This window comes from Bradyrhizobium quebecense, assembly GCF_013373795.3.
Taxonomy (GTDB): Bacteria; Pseudomonadota; Alphaproteobacteria; order Rhizobiales; family Xanthobacteraceae; genus Bradyrhizobium; species Bradyrhizobium quebecense.
This window is the reverse complement of sequence record NZ_CP088022.1, coordinates 2,645,540-2,660,035: the sequence shown is the minus strand read 5'-3', so window position 1 is coordinate 2,660,035 and position 14,496 is coordinate 2,645,540. Positions and strand designations below refer to the sequence as shown.

At 64.6% G+C, this 14,496-nt stretch carries 14 protein-coding genes and 1 tRNA gene; 4 read left to right on the top strand and 11 right to left on the bottom strand.

Annotation, left to right across the window (positions count from 1 at the left end; genetic code table 11):
- Positions 1 to 264: 264 nt before the first annotated feature.
- From HU230_RS12765 to HU230_RS12755, 3 genes are all read left to right on the top strand, one after another.
- Positions 265 to 1,476 (top strand): bifunctional 2-C-methyl-D-erythritol 4-phosphate cytidylyltransferase/2-C-methyl-D-erythritol 2,4-cyclodiphosphate synthase, encoded by a 1,212-nt coding sequence (locus HU230_RS12765; protein WP_176531358.1) that lies wholly within the window; start codon positions 265 to 267, stop codon positions 1,474 to 1,476.
- A gap of 1 nt (position 1,477) precedes the next feature.
- Positions 1,478 to 2,077, top strand: a complete 600-nt coding sequence (locus tag HU230_RS12760; protein WP_176531359.1) for a CinA family protein — start codon at positions 1,478 to 1,480, stop codon at positions 2,075 to 2,077.
- A gap of 181 nt (positions 2,078 to 2,258) precedes the next feature.
- Entirely contained in the window at positions 2,259 to 2,645 is a 387-nt protein-coding gene (locus HU230_RS12755; RefSeq protein ID WP_092114492.1) for a BA14K family protein, read from the top strand.
- A 103-nt stretch (positions 2,646 to 2,748) separates the two neighbouring features.
- Here the strand turns inward: HU230_RS12755 and HU230_RS12750 are convergent, their stop codons facing one another.
- From HU230_RS12750 to lipA, 3 genes are all read right to left on the bottom strand, one after another.
- Positions 2,749 to 3,216 carry a type II toxin-antitoxin system RatA family toxin gene (locus HU230_RS12750; RefSeq protein WP_176531360.1) on the bottom strand — a complete coding sequence of 156 codons (468 nt, stop codon included), beginning with the start codon at positions 3,214 to 3,216 and terminating at the stop codon, positions 2,749 to 2,751.
- A complete protein-coding gene (locus tag HU230_RS12745) occupies positions 3,216 to 3,755 on the bottom strand; it encodes a P-loop NTPase family protein (RefSeq protein WP_176531361.1) in 540 nt (179 codons plus the stop codon). Before HU230_RS12745 ends, HU230_RS12750 begins: the two co-directional genes overlap by 1 nt.
- 67 nt (positions 3,756 to 3,822) lie before the next feature.
- Entirely contained in the window at positions 3,823 to 4,782 is a 960-nt protein-coding gene (gene lipA, locus HU230_RS12740) for a lipoyl synthase (protein ID WP_176531362.1), read from the bottom strand.
- Between the two features lie 132 nt (positions 4,783 to 4,914).
- On the opposite strand from lipA, the gene HU230_RS12735 reads away from it, so the two are divergent.
- Positions 4,915 to 5,526: a DNA-3-methyladenine glycosylase gene (locus HU230_RS12735; protein WP_176531363.1), complete on the top strand. Its 612-nt coding sequence runs from the start codon at positions 4,915 to 4,917 to the stop codon at positions 5,524 to 5,526.
- A 9-nt stretch (positions 5,527 to 5,535) separates the two neighbouring features.
- Here HU230_RS12735 and HU230_RS12730 read toward each other — a convergent pair whose 3' ends face one another.
- The 8 genes from HU230_RS12730 to HU230_RS12690 all read right to left on the bottom strand — a co-directional run bounded on the left by HU230_RS12730 (position 5,536) and on the right by HU230_RS12690 (position 14,431).
- Positions 5,536 to 6,306, bottom strand: a complete 771-nt coding sequence (locus HU230_RS12730) for a hypothetical protein (protein ID WP_224943245.1) — start codon at positions 6,304 to 6,306, stop codon at positions 5,536 to 5,538.
- 251 nt (positions 6,307 to 6,557) lie between these two features.
- Positions 6,558 to 9,425, bottom strand: a complete 2,868-nt coding sequence (locus HU230_RS12720; RefSeq protein WP_176531364.1) for a valine--tRNA ligase — start codon at positions 9,423 to 9,425, stop codon at positions 6,558 to 6,560.
- 254 nt (positions 9,426 to 9,679) lie between these two features.
- Positions 9,680 to 10,414 (bottom strand): PopZ family protein, encoded by a 735-nt coding sequence (locus tag HU230_RS12715; protein ID WP_176531365.1) that lies wholly within the window; start codon positions 10,412 to 10,414, stop codon positions 9,680 to 9,682.
- Between the two features lie 333 nt (positions 10,415 to 10,747).
- Positions 10,748 to 12,130, bottom strand: a complete 1,383-nt coding sequence (locus HU230_RS12710; RefSeq protein ID WP_176531366.1) for a TolC family outer membrane protein — start codon at positions 12,128 to 12,130, stop codon at positions 10,748 to 10,750.
- 214 nt (positions 12,131 to 12,344) lie between these two features.
- Positions 12,345 to 13,010 carry a protein-L-isoaspartate O-methyltransferase family protein gene (locus HU230_RS12705; protein WP_176531367.1) on the bottom strand — a complete coding sequence of 222 codons (666 nt, stop codon included), beginning with the start codon at positions 13,008 to 13,010 and terminating at the stop codon, positions 12,345 to 12,347.
- A 135-nt stretch (positions 13,011 to 13,145) separates the two neighbouring features.
- Positions 13,146 to 13,325, bottom strand: a complete 180-nt coding sequence (locus HU230_RS12700; RefSeq protein WP_176531368.1) for a hypothetical protein — start codon at positions 13,323 to 13,325, stop codon at positions 13,146 to 13,148.
- 133 nt (positions 13,326 to 13,458) lie between these two features.
- Positions 13,459 to 13,533 (bottom strand) — tRNA-Asn (locus HU230_RS12695).
- 412 nt (positions 13,534 to 13,945) lie between these two features.
- Positions 13,946 to 14,431 carry an anthrone oxygenase family protein gene (locus tag HU230_RS12690; protein WP_176531369.1) on the bottom strand — a complete coding sequence of 162 codons (486 nt, stop codon included), beginning with the start codon at positions 14,429 to 14,431 and terminating at the stop codon, positions 13,946 to 13,948.
- Between the last annotated feature and the right edge of the window lie 65 nt (positions 14,432 to 14,496).

Genomic DNA, 14,496 nt, shown 5'->3' with positions numbered 1-14,496 from the left:
CACGCCGGTCACAGCCGTCTCGTCGTTCTGTCAGCCACGCCATTGCAGCCGACGCCGTCTATTCTGCGCACAATTCTTGTGCAGTCAAGGCTCATGCCTACAGTTTAGACATTCCTAGCACCTGTGCAAGTGCACTGCAACAAAATCTGCTTTTCCCACAGTCATCGGCAAACGCTCTGTTTTTGCGCAGCGGTCATGCTAAGGGCTGTGCGCGGCGGTCCCCGCCGCTCCCCTCATCCCCGATTCGTCTGTCACTGGTTCAACATGTCGAAGCCTGAGCGTACCGCAGCCATCCTTGTCGCAGCCGGCCGTGGACTGCGCGCCGGCGCAGGCGGACCAAAGCAGTATCGGACGATCGGCGGACAGACGGTGATCTACCGCGCCATGGAGGCGTTCTCCGGGCACCCCGACGTTTTTGCGGTGCAGCCGGTGGTCAATCCCGATGATGCGGCGCTGTTCGATGAAGCGGTCGCAGGCCTCCGCCATCAACCGCCGACGCCGGGCGGCGCGACCCGGCAGGCCTCGGTCCATGCCGGGCTCGAGGCGCTCGCCAGCGAGAAACCCGACATCGTACTGATCCACGATGCCGCGCGCCCCTTCGTCACCGCGGCCGTGATCTCGCGCGCGATCGCCGCGGCCGGCCGGACCGGTGCTGCGATCCCCGTGATTCCCGTCACCGACACGATCAAGGTCACCGGTGATACCGGCGATGTCGAGGCGACGCCGGAGCGCGCCCGCTTGCGGATCGCGCAGACACCACAGGCATTTCGTTTCGACGTAATATTGGAGGCGCATCGTCGTGCGGCCCGCGAGGGCCGCAGCGATTTCACCGACGATGCCGCGCTTGCTGAATGGGCGGGATTGACCGTTGCGACGTTTGAAGGCGATGCTGCCAACATGAAACTCACCACACCCGAAGACTTCGTGCGCGAGGAAGCGCGGCTCGCAAGCCAGCTCGGCGATATCAGGACCGGCACCGGCTACGACGTGCACGCCTTTGGCGACGGCGACCATGTCATGATCTGCGGTGTGCGCGTGCCGCACAGCAAAGGATTCCTGGCCCATTCCGACGGCGATGTCGGGCTGCATGCGCTGGTCGACGCGATCCTCGGCGCGCTGGCCGACGGCGACATCGGCTCGCATTTCCCGCCGAGCGACGCCAAGTGGAAAGGCGCCTCCTCCGACCAGTTCCTGAAATACGCCGTCGAGCGCGTCACCGCGCGCGGTGGCCGGATCGCCAATCTCGAAGTGACGCTGATCTGCGAGCGGCCGAAGATCGGGCCGCTGCGTGATACGATGCGGGCGAAGATCGCGGAGATCTCCGGCGTTCACATCTCGCGCGTGGCGGTCAAGGCCACCACCAGCGAGCGGCTCGGCTTCACCGGCCGTGAGGAAGGCATTGCAGCAACCGCAAGCGCCACGGTCCGTTTGCCTTGGGACGACAAAGGTTGGGACGAAAAAGGCTGGGGTGCCTGACATGGGCGGCAGCGACGCTCGTGCCCTCTCCCGCGCGCTGCTTGACCTGTGCCGGATGCGCAAGCTGACCATCGCGACCGCCGAGTCCTGCACCGGCGGCTTGGTCGCCGGCGCGCTCACCGACATCCCCGGCTCTTCCGACGTGATCGATCGTGGCTTCGTCACCTATTCGAACGAGGCCAAGCGGGCGATGCTCGGCGTCAAGGCGGCAACGCTCGAGACGTTCGGCGCGGTCAGCAAGGAAACCGCGACCGCGATGGCGATCGGCGCGCTGGAAAAGGCCGGTGTCGACCTTGCGGTCTCGATCACCGGGATCGCGGGCCCCGGCGGCGCGACGCCGGGCAAGCCGGTCGGCCTGGTGCACTTCGCCGTCGCCGCGCGCGACGGCCGCATCCTTCACCGTGAGCAGCGATTTGGCGCGATCGGTCGCAGCACGGTGCGGCAGCGCTCGGTGGTCGAAGCGCTGCGCATGCTGATGGAGTTTGCACGCCCGCCGCAGGCCGCAAAGCCGCGCCGCGAGGCTACCAGCCGATTACGGCCGCGCGTGGCCCGTTCGCCGCGAAGCCACGCCGCGAAACGCCGGCGGCCGCCACGCGGATAGGCCTACGCAAGTCGAATCGCGCGAAGGCCAACCTCACACACCCCTGTGTCAACTGCGACCCAGTGCCGCCTATCTCAGGTGGAACTGCGACGTCGCTTCGCCGTTTTCAAACGTTTTCAATTGTTCGAACTCTGCTGTTTGAATTGTTTGTCCAAGCAGCAAAATCCCACAACAAGGAGAAATGATGAAGTTGGGAACTTTGGTCGTGGCCGCAATCACCTCAGGCGCCATGACGCTGTCGACTATTGCCCCCTCGTTCGCCGCACCGCTCGCGCCTGCGCGGTTGCAGGACCGGCCGACCTCCGTCGAGCACGTGCAGTATCGTCACTGGCATGGCGGCCCGCGTCACGGTTACCGCGGTGGCTACTACGGTCATCGCCATGGCGGTGGTGGAAACGGCGCGGCGATCATCGGCGGGCTTGCAGCCGGCGCGATCATCGGCGGCGCCATCGCGGCGAGCCAGGCCAAGGCCAACAACGACGCCTATTGCTCCCAGCGTTTCCGCTCCTACGACCCGGCTTCAGGCACCTACATCGCGTCGGGCGGCGTGCGGCGTTCCTGCCCGTAACGGCAGCGAACGCATCTACCGCATCATCCGTCATGCCCGGCCTCGTGCCGGGCATTTGCGTTCCGGGGAAAAAGCAACCTCCTCGGCGGACGAGACGGCGTCGCTAGGTCGAGAGCTGGGGCTTGCCGTAGACCTGGTCGGCGCGCTTCTCGAACGCGGCGGCAAAGCGCGAGAATGCGGCGTCGAACATCGAGCCCATCAGCATCGCCAGCATCCGGCTCTTGAATTCGTAGTTCAGGAAGAAGCCGACGTCGCATTCGGTGTCCGACTTCGGTTCGAAGCTCCAGCGGTTCTCCAGATTGCTGAACGGGCCGCGCAGATATTCGACCAGGATCTTCAGGTTGGGCCGGTCGAGCGTCACCTTGCTGGTGAAGGTTTCGCGCACCAGCTTGAACGAGACCGTCATGTCGGCCACCACGACCTCGGTACCGTCGTCCTTGGGCGTCCGCTGGCGGATCTTGAGCGCCTGGCACAGCGGCACGAATTCCGGATAGCGCTCGACGTCGGCGACCAGATCGAACATTTGAGGTGCGGTGTGGCGGACCCGCCGCTTGCTTGAGAATCGTGGCATCAGTGGATACTCGCACGGTTTTGCTTCAGTGCGAGGCGCTTCAGATAATCGTCAGCCTGGGCCCGATCGGTGAAGCAGACCAGCGATTGATCGGCGCGCAAGCCCGAAAAATATTCGATCAGCTTCGGCCGCTGCTGCTGGCGATAGGTCCAGACATAGCGGAAGAATTCGAGATCGATCTTCTCCGGGCAACCTTCCGCCATCTCGGGGCGAACCTGGCCATAGCTGCCGGCAATCCGCCCCAGGATTCCGAGCATGCAGGTCAGCCGCGGCAGGTCGAACCAGATGATCGTATCGGAGAGCTGCCGGCGCAGTTCACCTGCACCGCTCTTCATGTAGTTCCCATCCATGATCCAGCGCGGCGCTTGCGTGACCTCGACCATGCGGCGCTCGAATTCATCCTTGTCGGACTCGACCCAGCCTGGCTTCCAGAACAGCGCGTCGATCGACACGGTCGGGATGCCCGTCATGGCGGACAGCCGTCGCGCAAAGGTCGACTTGCCGGACCCCGACGATCCCATCACCAGCACGCGTTGCATTGGTCCAGTCCAAGGCTCGATCAAGCAACGGCGCGTAATGGCGCCGGCTCACCGCCGTTTACAAAATCTAGCGGCCGCGAGCCGTGCGCGCCGCCTGCAGCTTCGCAAAATCCTCGCCGGCATGATGCGACGAGCGCGTCAGCGGACTCGCCGACACCATCAGAAAACCCTTGGTATAGGCGACACGCTCGTAGCCCGCGAATTCGTCCGGCGTCACGTAGCGCATCACGGCGTGATGCTTGCGCGTCGGCTGCAGGTACTGGCCGATGGTCAGGAAATCGACCTCGGCCGAGCGCAGGTCGTCCATCACCTGCAGCACCTCGTGCCGCTCCTCGCCGAGGCCGACCATGATGCCCGATTTGGTGAAGATGGTCGGGTCCATCTCCTTGACCCGCTGCAGCAGCCGGATCGAATGGAAATAACGGGCACCGGGACGGACCGTCAGATAGCGCGACGGCACGGTTTCCAGATTGTGGTTGAAGACGTCGGGCTTGGCCGCGACCACGCGCTCGAGCGCGCCGTCCTTGCGCAGGAAGTCCGGCGTCAGGATCTCGATCGTGGTGGTCGAGCAGCGCGCGCGGATGGCCCGGATGGTCTCTGCAAAATGCTCGGCACCGCCGTCGGCGAGATCGTCGCGATCCACCGATGTGATCACGACGTGGGTCAGACCCAGCTTCGAGACCGCCTCAGCGACGTATTCGGGCTCATGGGCATCGAGCGCGCCGGGCATGCCGGTCTTGACGTTGCAGAACGCACAGGCGCGGGTGCAGGTGTCACCCATGATCATGAAGGTGGCGTGCTTCTTGTCCCAGCATTCGCCGATGTTGGGACAGCCCGCCTCCTCGCACACCGTGACGAGGCCGTTCTCCTTCACGATCCGCCGCGTATCGGCATAGCCGCGCGTGTTCGGCGCGCGGACGCGGATCCAGTCCGGCTTCGGCGGCGACACGGCATCCGGCCGGTTCACCTTTTCGGGGTGACGCGGGCGGAGCTGAGTGGTGGAGATGGTGTCGACGATGGTGACCATTTGTGCCTGCAAGTCGCGAGAGGCCATAGCTAATCGGTGTTGACGCGGCTCGCAACCCACCCTGTGACCCTAGCAGATCAGCCCATATATTGGCAGTCTTGCGGTCCGTTCCACGCCGATTCCCACCTCAAAATGGCTCAAAAACCCCGATCGACCCGTGCGACCGCGCCGCGCCTCGGCAAAGCTCTGAAACGCGCCTTCTTCGATCGCAGCGTCCACGAGGTCGCGGCCGACCTGATCGGCGTGACCTTCCTGGTCGGCGGCGTCGGCGGCATCATCACCGAGGTCGAGGCCTACCATCACACCGAGCCGGCGGCCCACTCGTTCAACGGACCGACCCCGCGCAACCAGATCATGTTCGGCCCGCCGGGCTTCTCCTATGTCTACCGCTCCTACGGCATCCATTGGTGCGTCAACTTCGTCTGCGAGGCGCCGGGCTCGGCCAGCGCCGTGCTGATCCGCGCGCTCGAGCCGACCCACGGGCTCGCCGCGATGCGCCGACGGCGCGGGCTGGAGGATGAGCGCGCCTTATGCTCGGGGCCCGGCAAGCTCTGCGAGGCGCTCGGCATCACCATCGCGCACAGCGAATTGCCGCTCGACCGCCCGCCGATCGCGCTCCACGAGCGGACCGAGACGCCCGACATCGTCACCGGATTGCGGATCGGCATCACGAAAGCCGTCGACCTGCCCTGGCGCTACGGGCTGAAGGGATCGAAATTCCTCAGCAAGCGGTTTCCACTGTGATACGCCCGGTCAGCGCCGGTCGATGGTGACGATCCCATACGGATTGAACTTGAAATCGTCGGGTTCATAGGAGGTCTCAAAAGACAGCTGCGCCTTGCGGTCGGCGAGCATCGCCTCCAGCCCGCGCTGCGCAAGCTGGTCACCGACCTCATCCATCAGTGCAACCACCTCTCGTTCGCTGCCATAGGCTTTGGCCACATATACTTCGGGAAGCCCGACGAGGTGAAAGCCGACGGTCTCCAGGTGGGTCGCGCCGGCCAGCGGCCGCTTGGCGAAGGCCAGCCGGCAGGCCCGACGCAGAGCGATGTTGTCATCCGATTGCAAAGCTGCGGCAGCCTCGTGAGCAAACGCGACCCAACGCGTGAGGCCGTGGGCAACGCCTGCGCTCTCACCCTTGGCGGCCGTCGCACCTGCCTTGATCACGGCGTCGACCAGAAACAACGCGCCGGCCGAGCACATGACGGCATTGTCCGCCGACATCGGCGGTCCCAGCACATAGAGAACGGATTTGTGGTTGGCGACAGCCGCCTCGTCGGCGTCGGTCCAGGCATTCGGCGCGACGCGATCCCAGCACACGCCGAATGAGCGGCTCATATTGGGATCCGCCTTCCCTTGCGAATAGGTGGTATCGACGCTGAAGCCCGCCGCGAATTGTTCGATCGCACGCGAGGCTGCATCCTGCAGCCGCGGCAGCTCGCCGTCGCCGCCGAGCAAGCAGAGCACGTGGCGCGGCTTGACCGTCGATGCAGCCGCCTGAGCGCGTTCGCCGAAACCGAGCATTGGCAAGACTCCTGTCGCGATCAGCAGCGTTCTTCGGGATATCGTCATGATGATCTCGCGGCTCGGCGGAGCCGGAACGAATTGAGCGGCCGACCTGTCGTCTGGTTGGTCGGATGCCGGCGTGACCGGGTTCACACCGCGTGATGGTAGACCGCCTCGATCCGGTTGCCGTCGGGATCGCGCAGGAACACCGCATCATACGAGGTGTGATAGTCGCGCAGCCCGGGGCGCACCGTCTGCGGTGCCGCCTGTTATGATGCCCGCTTCAACAGCTCGATCGCCTCGAGAATCTTGGCGCGGCGCTCCGTTGCGGCCGCGCGCTTTTCTTTCTCTTCCTCGACAAGTTCTTCCGGCGCGTTGGCGACGAACTTCTCGTTGGAGAGTTTGGCGTCGACCCGCTTGATGTCCGCGTCGGCCTTGCCGAGCTCCTTCTCCAGCCGCGCGCGTTCGGCCGCAAGATCGATCACGCCCTTCAGCGGCAGCGCGACGACTTCGCCGCGCACAAGCAGCTGCATGGCGCCTTCCGGCGCGGCGTCTGCGAAGGAAATCTCCGACAATCGCGCGAGGCGCTTGATGGTGTCGTTCCAGCGCTGGGCACGGCCCCGCGTCTGGTCGGAGGTGGTCACGATCACCAGCGGTGTCAGCGTCGACGGCGGGATGTTCATTTCCGCCTTCACCGACCGCATCGCGGTCACGAGATCGACCACCCAGCCGATCTCGGCTTCGGCTGCGGGATCGCTGAACTCGTCGGCGTCGAGCGCGGCAATCACCGGCGGAATGATCGGATCGACCACCGGACCTGCGGTTGCGATTGCCGCCAGCTGCTCCCCGGTCACGCCCGACTTGCGCGGCCAGGGCGCCAGCACCAGGAGGCCGTCGCGCTTCGCGGTGACGGCCCACAGCTCTTCGGTGATGAAGGGCATGAACGGATGCAGCAGCTTGAGGATCTCGTCGCGGGTCCAGGCGATCATGGCGCGGGTCTCGGCCTTGGCCGCGCCCTCCTCGCCCATCAGTACCGGCTTTGCGAGCTCGAGATACCAGTCGCAGAACACGTTCCAGACGAAGCGGTAGATCGCGCCGGCCGCATCGTTGAAGCGATGATCCTCGATCGTCTCGGTCACCTCGCGGGTGACGCGCGAGGTCTCGTGCGCGATCCAGCGGTTCAAGGTCTCCTTGGCGCCCTTCGGATCGAAGCCGTCCGGCTTCACGCACTCGTTCATTTCGGCGAAGCGGCAGGCGTTCCAGAACTTGGTCGCGAAGTTGCGGTTGGTCTCGACCAGATGCGGAGACAGGCGAATGTCATGGCCCTGCGCCGCCTCGCGGGTCAGCGCGAAGCGCAGCGCGTCGGCGCCGAAATCGTCGATCACGCCGAGCGGGTCGATGACGTTGCCCTTCGACTTCGACATCTTCGCGCCCTTCTCGTCACGGACGAGACGGTGGATGTAGACGGTCGAGAACGGCGCCTCCTTCATGAAGTGGAGGCCCATCATCATCATGCGGGCGACCCAGAAGAAGATGATGTCGAAGCCCGTGACCAGCGTGTTGGTCGGGTAGTAGCGCGCGACCTCCGGCGTGTCGTCCGGCCAGCCCAACGTCGAGAACGGCCACAGCGCCGACGAGAACCAGGTGTCGAGCACGTCCTCGTCACGCGTGATGAAACCCTCGCGCTTGGCGGGGTCGACCGCCATGTCGTGGCCCTGCTCCGGCGTGATGACTTCCTGCTCGACGTAGTACCCGAGCGCGTTGCCGACTGCCTCTTCCTCGGTCTCGGCGACGAACACCTTGCCGTCGGGCCCGTACCATGCCGGGATCTGATGGCCCCACCAGAGCTGGCGCGAGATGCACCAGGGCTGGATGTTCTCCATCCACTCGAAATAGGTCTTTTCCCAGTTCTTCGGCACGAACGTAGTCTCGCCCGAGCGCACCGCGGCTATCGCCGGCTGCGCCAGCGTCTTGGCGTCGACATACCACTGGTCGGTGAGGTACGGCTCGATCACGACATTGGAGCGGTCGCCATGTGGCACCATGTGGGTGTTGGGCTCGATCCGCTCGAGGAAACCGAACTCCTCCAGCCTTGCGACGATCTTCTTGCGCGCGGCGAAGCGCTCGATGCCGTGAAACTCTGCCGCGAATTCGTCGGCGCCCGCCGGCAGGCCGCGCAGATAGTCCTCGTTGCCGGTGAGATTCAGGCAACCTTCTTGGTCGAGCACGCTGATCTGCGGCAGGCCATGGCGCTTGCCGATCTCGAAATCGTTGAAGTCGTGCGCCGGCGTCACCTTGACCGCACCCGAGCCCTTCTCCGGATCGGAATAGTCGTCGGCGACGATCGGAATCTTGCGGCCGACCAGCGGCAGGATGACATGCTGGCCGACCAGATCGGTGTAGCGCTCGTCGTCTGGATGTACCGCGACCGCGGTGTCGCCGAGCATCGTCTCCGGACGCGTCGTCGCGACCACGATGAACGATTTGGGATCCTCGGGGCTGAAGCTGCGGCCTTCGATCGGATAGCGCAGGTACCAGAGATGGCCCTTGACCTCGACTTGCTGCACTTCGAGATCGGAGATCGCGGTGAGCAGCTTCGGGTCCCAATTGACCAGGCGCTTGTCCTTGTAGATCAGGCCCTGGCGGTGCAACTCGACGAACACCTTGACGACGGCACGCGACAGGCCCTCGTCCATGGTGAAGCGCTCGCGCGACCAGTCGCAGGAGGCGCCGAGGCGCTTGAGCTGGTTGACGATGGTGCCGCCGCTCTCGGCCTTCCACTGCCAGACCCGCTCGAGGAACTTGGCGCGGCCCATGTCGCGCCGGCCGGGCTCCTGCCGCTCCATCAGCTGGCGCTCGACCACCATCTGGGTGGCGATGCCGGCATGGTCGGTGCCGGGCTGCCACAGCACGTCACGGCCGCGCATCCGCTCGAAGCGGCACAGGATGTCCTGCAGCGTGTTGTTGAGCGCATGGCCCATGTGCAGCGAGCCGGTCACGTTCGGCGGCGGGATCACGATGGTGAAAGGCGCGGCGTCCTTGCGCTCGGGCCGGCCGGCCTTGAACGCACCGCTCTCCTCCCAGAGCTGGGCCATTCGGAGCTCGATATCGGCAGGCTGGTAGTTTTTCTCGATCATGACAATGCGCTGTGGACCATGGGGAAAGGGTAGAAAGCCGCCGGAGCGCACCGAGTCAACCGGACCGGCACGTCAAAACGGCATTGGGAGCGTTTTCGGGCGAAGTGGACACCGGTTCGGGTGAAGAGAACGCGTCGAAACAGGGAACTGGCGTTTCGGGTCTGATCCTATCAGAACCGAAACTCTGGGGCATTTGGGGGCTGAATAAGGGCTGCCAAGCCCCCTGCGGCAGGAGCTACCGCCGGCGGTGGGGGCTAACGCCCGCGGGAGACCCGCTCGATCTCGGCCTTGACGATCCGCTCAACCAGCCCCGGCAGATTATCGTCCAGCCAGGACTTCAGCATCGGTCGCAGCATCTCCTTGACCAGATCCTCCAGCGTCCGAGCATTGTTGCTCAGCACGGTGTTGGCCAGCGAGTTGAAGGCGGATTCGACCGCCCGCATCGTGGTTCCCGAGATGATCTGCTGCATCGGCGCCGTTTCGATTGCCGGCGGTTCTCGCTCTCGAACCGGTTCTCGCATGGGCTCCGGCGCCCGGGTACGCGCTTCCGTGAACTCGACATCGTCCTGCGGCTCGACCTTGCGGAACGACGGCGTGGCCGCCGGCTCCGGCAGCGCCATGTCGTCAGTGAGCTCGAATACGTCGGCTTCGGGCTGCGGCGACGGCCGGATCTCGGCTGCGGGCGTCGCCTCGTCGAGGCTGGCGAGCAGCGAGTCGATGTCGTCCTGACTGTTGCTGGCCGGTGCTGGTGCAGGCGGCGGTGATTTCGGCGCTGCCGCGGCGGGCTTCGCGGCCGGGGGCGCTGCGGGTGGCGGGCTCTTCATCGCGGGCCTGGCTGCTGGCGGAGGCGGCTCGACCTTCGGCGGCGGCGTAGCGGCAGCAGGTTTCTCGGCCGCGGCCGGCTTCGCCTCGTCGTCGGCAATGATGCGACGGATCGACGCCAGAATCTCCTCCATCGAGGGCTCTTGGACCTTCGCAGGTTGCGTCATCTCCGACTCCACATCGAAACTTATTTTACATCAAGCCCGAGAGGATTCGCCGGTTCCGATGAAGCGGGCGGAGATTTTCATTGCTCCCGCCCGACTTGTCCCCAGATCAAGCCCGCCCGAGGCTTTGTGCAAGCTTCGTGTCGCCCAATGCAGCGTGATCACAGGTGGCGTCGCCCCTGCCATCACGCAACGCCGGCGCCGCGAATCGCCTTGCTGCCCGACAAAACGGTATGTCAGGCCAATTATCGATTGCAAGCAAACGCGCCAGTCTGTGGTTCTGATTAACTCAGAACCACAAACATGGCGCGACAAGCGATGTTGATGTGAAGGTGTTTAGCGGCCGTCGGGCGTGCGTACGCCGGCCCAGTTGTCGCGCACCTGCTGGTAATGCACGGTGGGATCATAGACGTTGGTCGAAAGGCCCATCACCTGCGGTGACAGCCGGCCAATCGCGCTCAGCACGTTGTAGGATGCAACGACGCGGTCGTGTTGCGCGGTGACGAGCGCATTGCGCGCATTGACCAGCGCCTGCTGCGCGTTGAGCACGTCGAGCGTGGTGCGCTGACCGGCCTTGGCCTCTTCGCGCACGCCGTTCAGCGCGATTTCGGACGCGGTCACCTGCGCCTGCGCCGACGCCACCTGCGACTTGCCGGCGACCAGCTGGCCCCATGCAGTGACGACGTTGGCGCGCGCCTGATCCCTGGTCTGTTCCAGGACCAGACGCTGCTGCGCCAGCGATTCCTTCGACTGCCGGATCAGCGAGTATTCAGTGCCGCCCTGATAGATCGGCACCGACACCTGAACCTGCGCCGCTGCATTGAAGCTGCGGTTCACCGACAATTGTTGCTGGTAGCCTTCGGTCACTGACGCCTGCAAGCCAACCGTCGGCAGCAGCGCGCCTTCGGCAACCTTGGTCTGCAGGAAGTTGACGTCGACGCCGTACATCGCGGACGTGACGTTCGGATTCTGGGTCAGGCTGAGTTCGACGGCGGCCGCAAGCGTCGCCGGCAGGAAGCGGTCGACCGGCGAGCCGGGCGCGAGATTCTGCGGCTCGTTGCCGATGATGCGGCGGAAGTTCGACCGCGTCGTCGTCAGGTTCGATTCCGCAGTGAGCTGCTGGGTCTTGCCAGCCGCGAGCTGTGCCTCGGATTGCGCGACGTCCGTCCGCGTCACCTCACCTACGTTGAAGCGATCCTGGGTCTGCTTCAGCGTCTGCTCCAGCACCCGCGTGTTGCTGCGCTGGACCTCGACGATCGCAGCGTCGCGCAGATAATCCATGTAGATGGTCGCGGCGCTCAGGATCACGGTCTGCTCGAGCACGCGCAGACCTTCGCGCGCCGACGACACCTGGCTCTCGGCAGCGCGCACCCGTTGCGGCGTCTGCGCGTTGAACAGTGACTGGTTCACCGTCAGGCCGGCGCTGGCCGGATTTTGGGTGCCGTGGATCGCGTCCTTGATGAGCGTCTGCTGCTGGTCGGTGTACTGATATCCGCCGTTCACGGTCAGCGCGGCGCGCGGGCGATAGCCTGACAGCGCCTGGGGAACGTTTTCGTCGGTCGCCCTGACCAGCGCGCGTTGCGCGTTCAGCTGGGGATTGTTCTGGTAGGACCGCACCAGCGCGGCCTCGATAGTGTCGGCGAGTGCGGGCACGGGGCCCATCTCCGCCAACAGAAGGACGGCAGTCGCAGCCGCGGTGATAGCTTTCACCCCTCGCATCCCCGGTAATCCAATCATTGTAGTCGCCGTCTCCACACGCAAGTCAGTCCGGCGGTCGCTTCAGATGAAGTGAGTCCCGCCTCACCTTAGTCCGCAGCTAAGGGCAACGGAACTACCCCGCAACGGAACGCGGTCGAAACTCTTCACGTGGGGCAAACGGGCCACACTTCTGATTCGGAATGGGATTTTATCAGCCAGTGCGCCGCGGTAGCGGTCAGAAGACGAATGCTGGAACCCGTTCCAATCCGGGCAGCACGGGGGCCGTGGCGTCGAACAGCTCGCGATGTCCGAAATCCCCGTGGGAATGAGTCACAAGGGTGGCGCGCGGCGGGGGCCTCAGGCCGAACACCCCGACCAGCCGGCCCCCCTCCTTGAGCTGGCCGAACAGCCCGGTCGGGATCACCTCGGTCGCACCGTTGAGAACGATGACGTCGTACGGCGCGCCGGCGGGATCGCCGTCGGCAGCCGCAGCGGTCTTGACCGTCACATTCTGCAGGCCGAGTTCGGCGAGCGCCGCGGTAGCCTTCGCGGCCAGCGCCGGATCGCTCTCGGTTGCGCTGACCTCGGCGGCAAAGTGCGCCACGATGGCGGCGGCGTAGCCGGTCGCGCAGCCGACCACCAGGACGCGGTCGGTCGCCTTGATCTCGGCGGCTTGCAGCATCCTGGCGAGCAACGCCGGCGTAATCAGGCAGCGCCTGACCGCGCCGCCCTCGGTCACGTCGAGATCGAGGTCCAGATAAGCCAGCGCCTGCTTGCCGGCCGGCACGAACACCTCGCGCGGCACGGTCAGCATGGCTTCGAGAATACGATCGTCGGTCACGTCGCTCGGACGCACCTGACCATCCACCATGTACTGGCGCGCGGTCGAAAAACCGGTCATTGGCGGGACCCTGCAAGTCGCGGCATTGCCGCTGGAGAAGCTAGAACAGGGCCATCTTTTGGAACAAGCTCCGCCAAAACGCAACACGCCGTTGGCGTGCAAAACGCGCTCCCAAAATGCGCGCCGTGATGCGCCCTATTCGATCGTGACGGCAAGCCGGCCGATCAGGCGGACCACTTCATCGAGATGCTCGGAATCATGCTCCTCGACGGCCCTCGCGAGCCGGCGGACACACTCATCGTCGCTGATGTCGGGAGTATCGCTCGGAACAAGCGTCGGCTGCGGCATCGACAGGTCGATCAGGTTAATGGCCATCAAAATCACCTCTCAAGACCCGGCAGGACGAAGTGTCGACGGTTATTGAGTCGATTTGACGACGTTTTTTGTCTGTCCGTAGCGGACCACAGGCTTGTGATGGGTGTTGAAGGGGTCTTGATGGGGCCAAAACTGGCTCCCCGGGCTGGATTCGAACCAGCGACCATTCGATTAACAGTCGAATGCTCTACCGCTGAGCTACCGAGGAATAGGCGAACAAAACGTTCGCGAGCGGGCAGCGTATAACAAAGCCTTTCGGCCTTGCAAAGAACCAAATGGGCCTCCGGCGAAACTTTAGCGGGGCACGGTAAACCTCTGCGGTGCAAGGCTTTGCCGGCGTTCCAGGGCGATGCAGGCCTGTCCCGGTTGTCCCGTTATCTGCGCCGCGGGCGCAAGGAAACACCGTCAAACACCGTCGGGTGCGGCCATTCCGCCGCGCCGCTGATTCTTCCGCGGGCACACCCCGCCCCTGACGTCATTCCACGATGAACGAGGTGGTCTTGGTGCCGGCGTAGCGCAGCCTCAGGACGTTGAGCTTGCAGAGATTGACGTTCTTCCACAGCACCGATCCATTTTAGTTGGCCCAGTCGACCTTGCGAAGCGCCTCTCTGGAAAGCGCTCTATCGCGTAGCGATGGCGACGATGAACAGCGTGGTCGCCGCAAGGGAGGCGATGGTCCGCACGTGGTTCCAGAGGGTCCAGTCGGTCAGATAGCGCGCCCAGACCGGCGCGGCCGCGGTGCTCGCGGGATCTGTGGCCGCAAGCTGATCGTTCAGCGGCACGTTGAAGACGACCGTGACGACGAACATCCCGACGACATAGAGGCCGCCGCCACAGATCATCGCAAGCGCGCCCGGCTCCTGCCATCGCAACCCGCCGAGCATGACCAGCACGGCGCAAGACAGCGTGGTGCCGAGAAAGACCGGCATGAACAGCGAGCGCACGATGTCGACATTGATCGCGTTCATCGCCGAGATGCCGGCGGCCTGGTCGATGCGGCCGAGCGCGCTCATGACGAACGCCGAGAACGCGAAATAGAGCCCGGCAAGCAGGCCGCAGCCAAGCGCGGAAAACCACAGCAAGCCCGAGGTCAGGATATTGCGCATCGCTCCACCTCCAAAAGCGAGAAGTACTCGCATTTGTAAAATGCGATAAACTCTCGTATTTGAGG

Bases quoted from the DNA above. Each gene is read 5' to 3' on its own strand.
- HU230_RS12765 (WP_176531358.1), top strand. From the start codon at position 265: ATGTCGAAGCCTGAGCGTACCGCAGCCATCCTTGTCGCAGCCGGCCGT.
- HU230_RS12760 (WP_176531359.1), top strand. From the start codon at position 1,478: ATGGGCGGCAGCGACGCTCGTGCCCTCTCCCGCGCGCTGCTTGACCTG.
- HU230_RS12755 (WP_092114492.1), top strand. From the start codon at position 2,259: ATGATGAAGTTGGGAACTTTGGTCGTGGCCGCAATCACCTCAGGCGCC.
- HU230_RS12750 (WP_176531360.1), bottom strand. From the start codon at position 3,216: ATGCCACGATTCTCAAGCAAGCGGCGGGTCCGCCACACCGCACCTCAA.
- HU230_RS12745 (WP_176531361.1), bottom strand. From the start codon at position 3,755: ATGCAACGCGTGCTGGTGATGGGATCGTCGGGGTCCGGCAAGTCGACC.
- lipA (WP_176531362.1), bottom strand. From the start codon at position 4,782: ATGGTCACCATCGTCGACACCATCTCCACCACTCAGCTCCGCCCGCGT.
- HU230_RS12735 (WP_176531363.1), top strand. From the start codon at position 4,915: ATGGCTCAAAAACCCCGATCGACCCGTGCGACCGCGCCGCGCCTCGGC.
- HU230_RS12730 (WP_224943245.1), bottom strand. From the start codon at position 6,306: ATGCTCGGTTTCGGCGAACGCGCTCAGGCGGCTGCATCGACGGTCAAG.
- HU230_RS12720 (WP_176531364.1), bottom strand. From the start codon at position 9,425: ATGATCGAGAAAAACTACCAGCCTGCCGATATCGAGCTCCGAATGGCC.
- HU230_RS12715 (WP_176531365.1), bottom strand. From the start codon at position 10,414: ATGACGCAACCTGCGAAGGTCCAAGAGCCCTCGATGGAGGAGATTCTG.
- HU230_RS12710 (WP_176531366.1), bottom strand. From the start codon at position 12,130: ATGCGAGGGGTGAAAGCTATCACCGCGGCTGCGACTGCCGTCCTTCTG.
- HU230_RS12705 (WP_176531367.1), bottom strand. From the start codon at position 13,010: ATGACCGGTTTTTCGACCGCGCGCCAGTACATGGTGGATGGTCAGGTG.
- HU230_RS12700 (WP_176531368.1), bottom strand. From the start codon at position 13,325: ATGGCCATTAACCTGATCGACCTGTCGATGCCGCAGCCGACGCTTGTT.
- HU230_RS12690 (WP_176531369.1), bottom strand. From the start codon at position 14,431: ATGCGCAATATCCTGACCTCGGGCTTGCTGTGGTTTTCCGCGCTTGGC.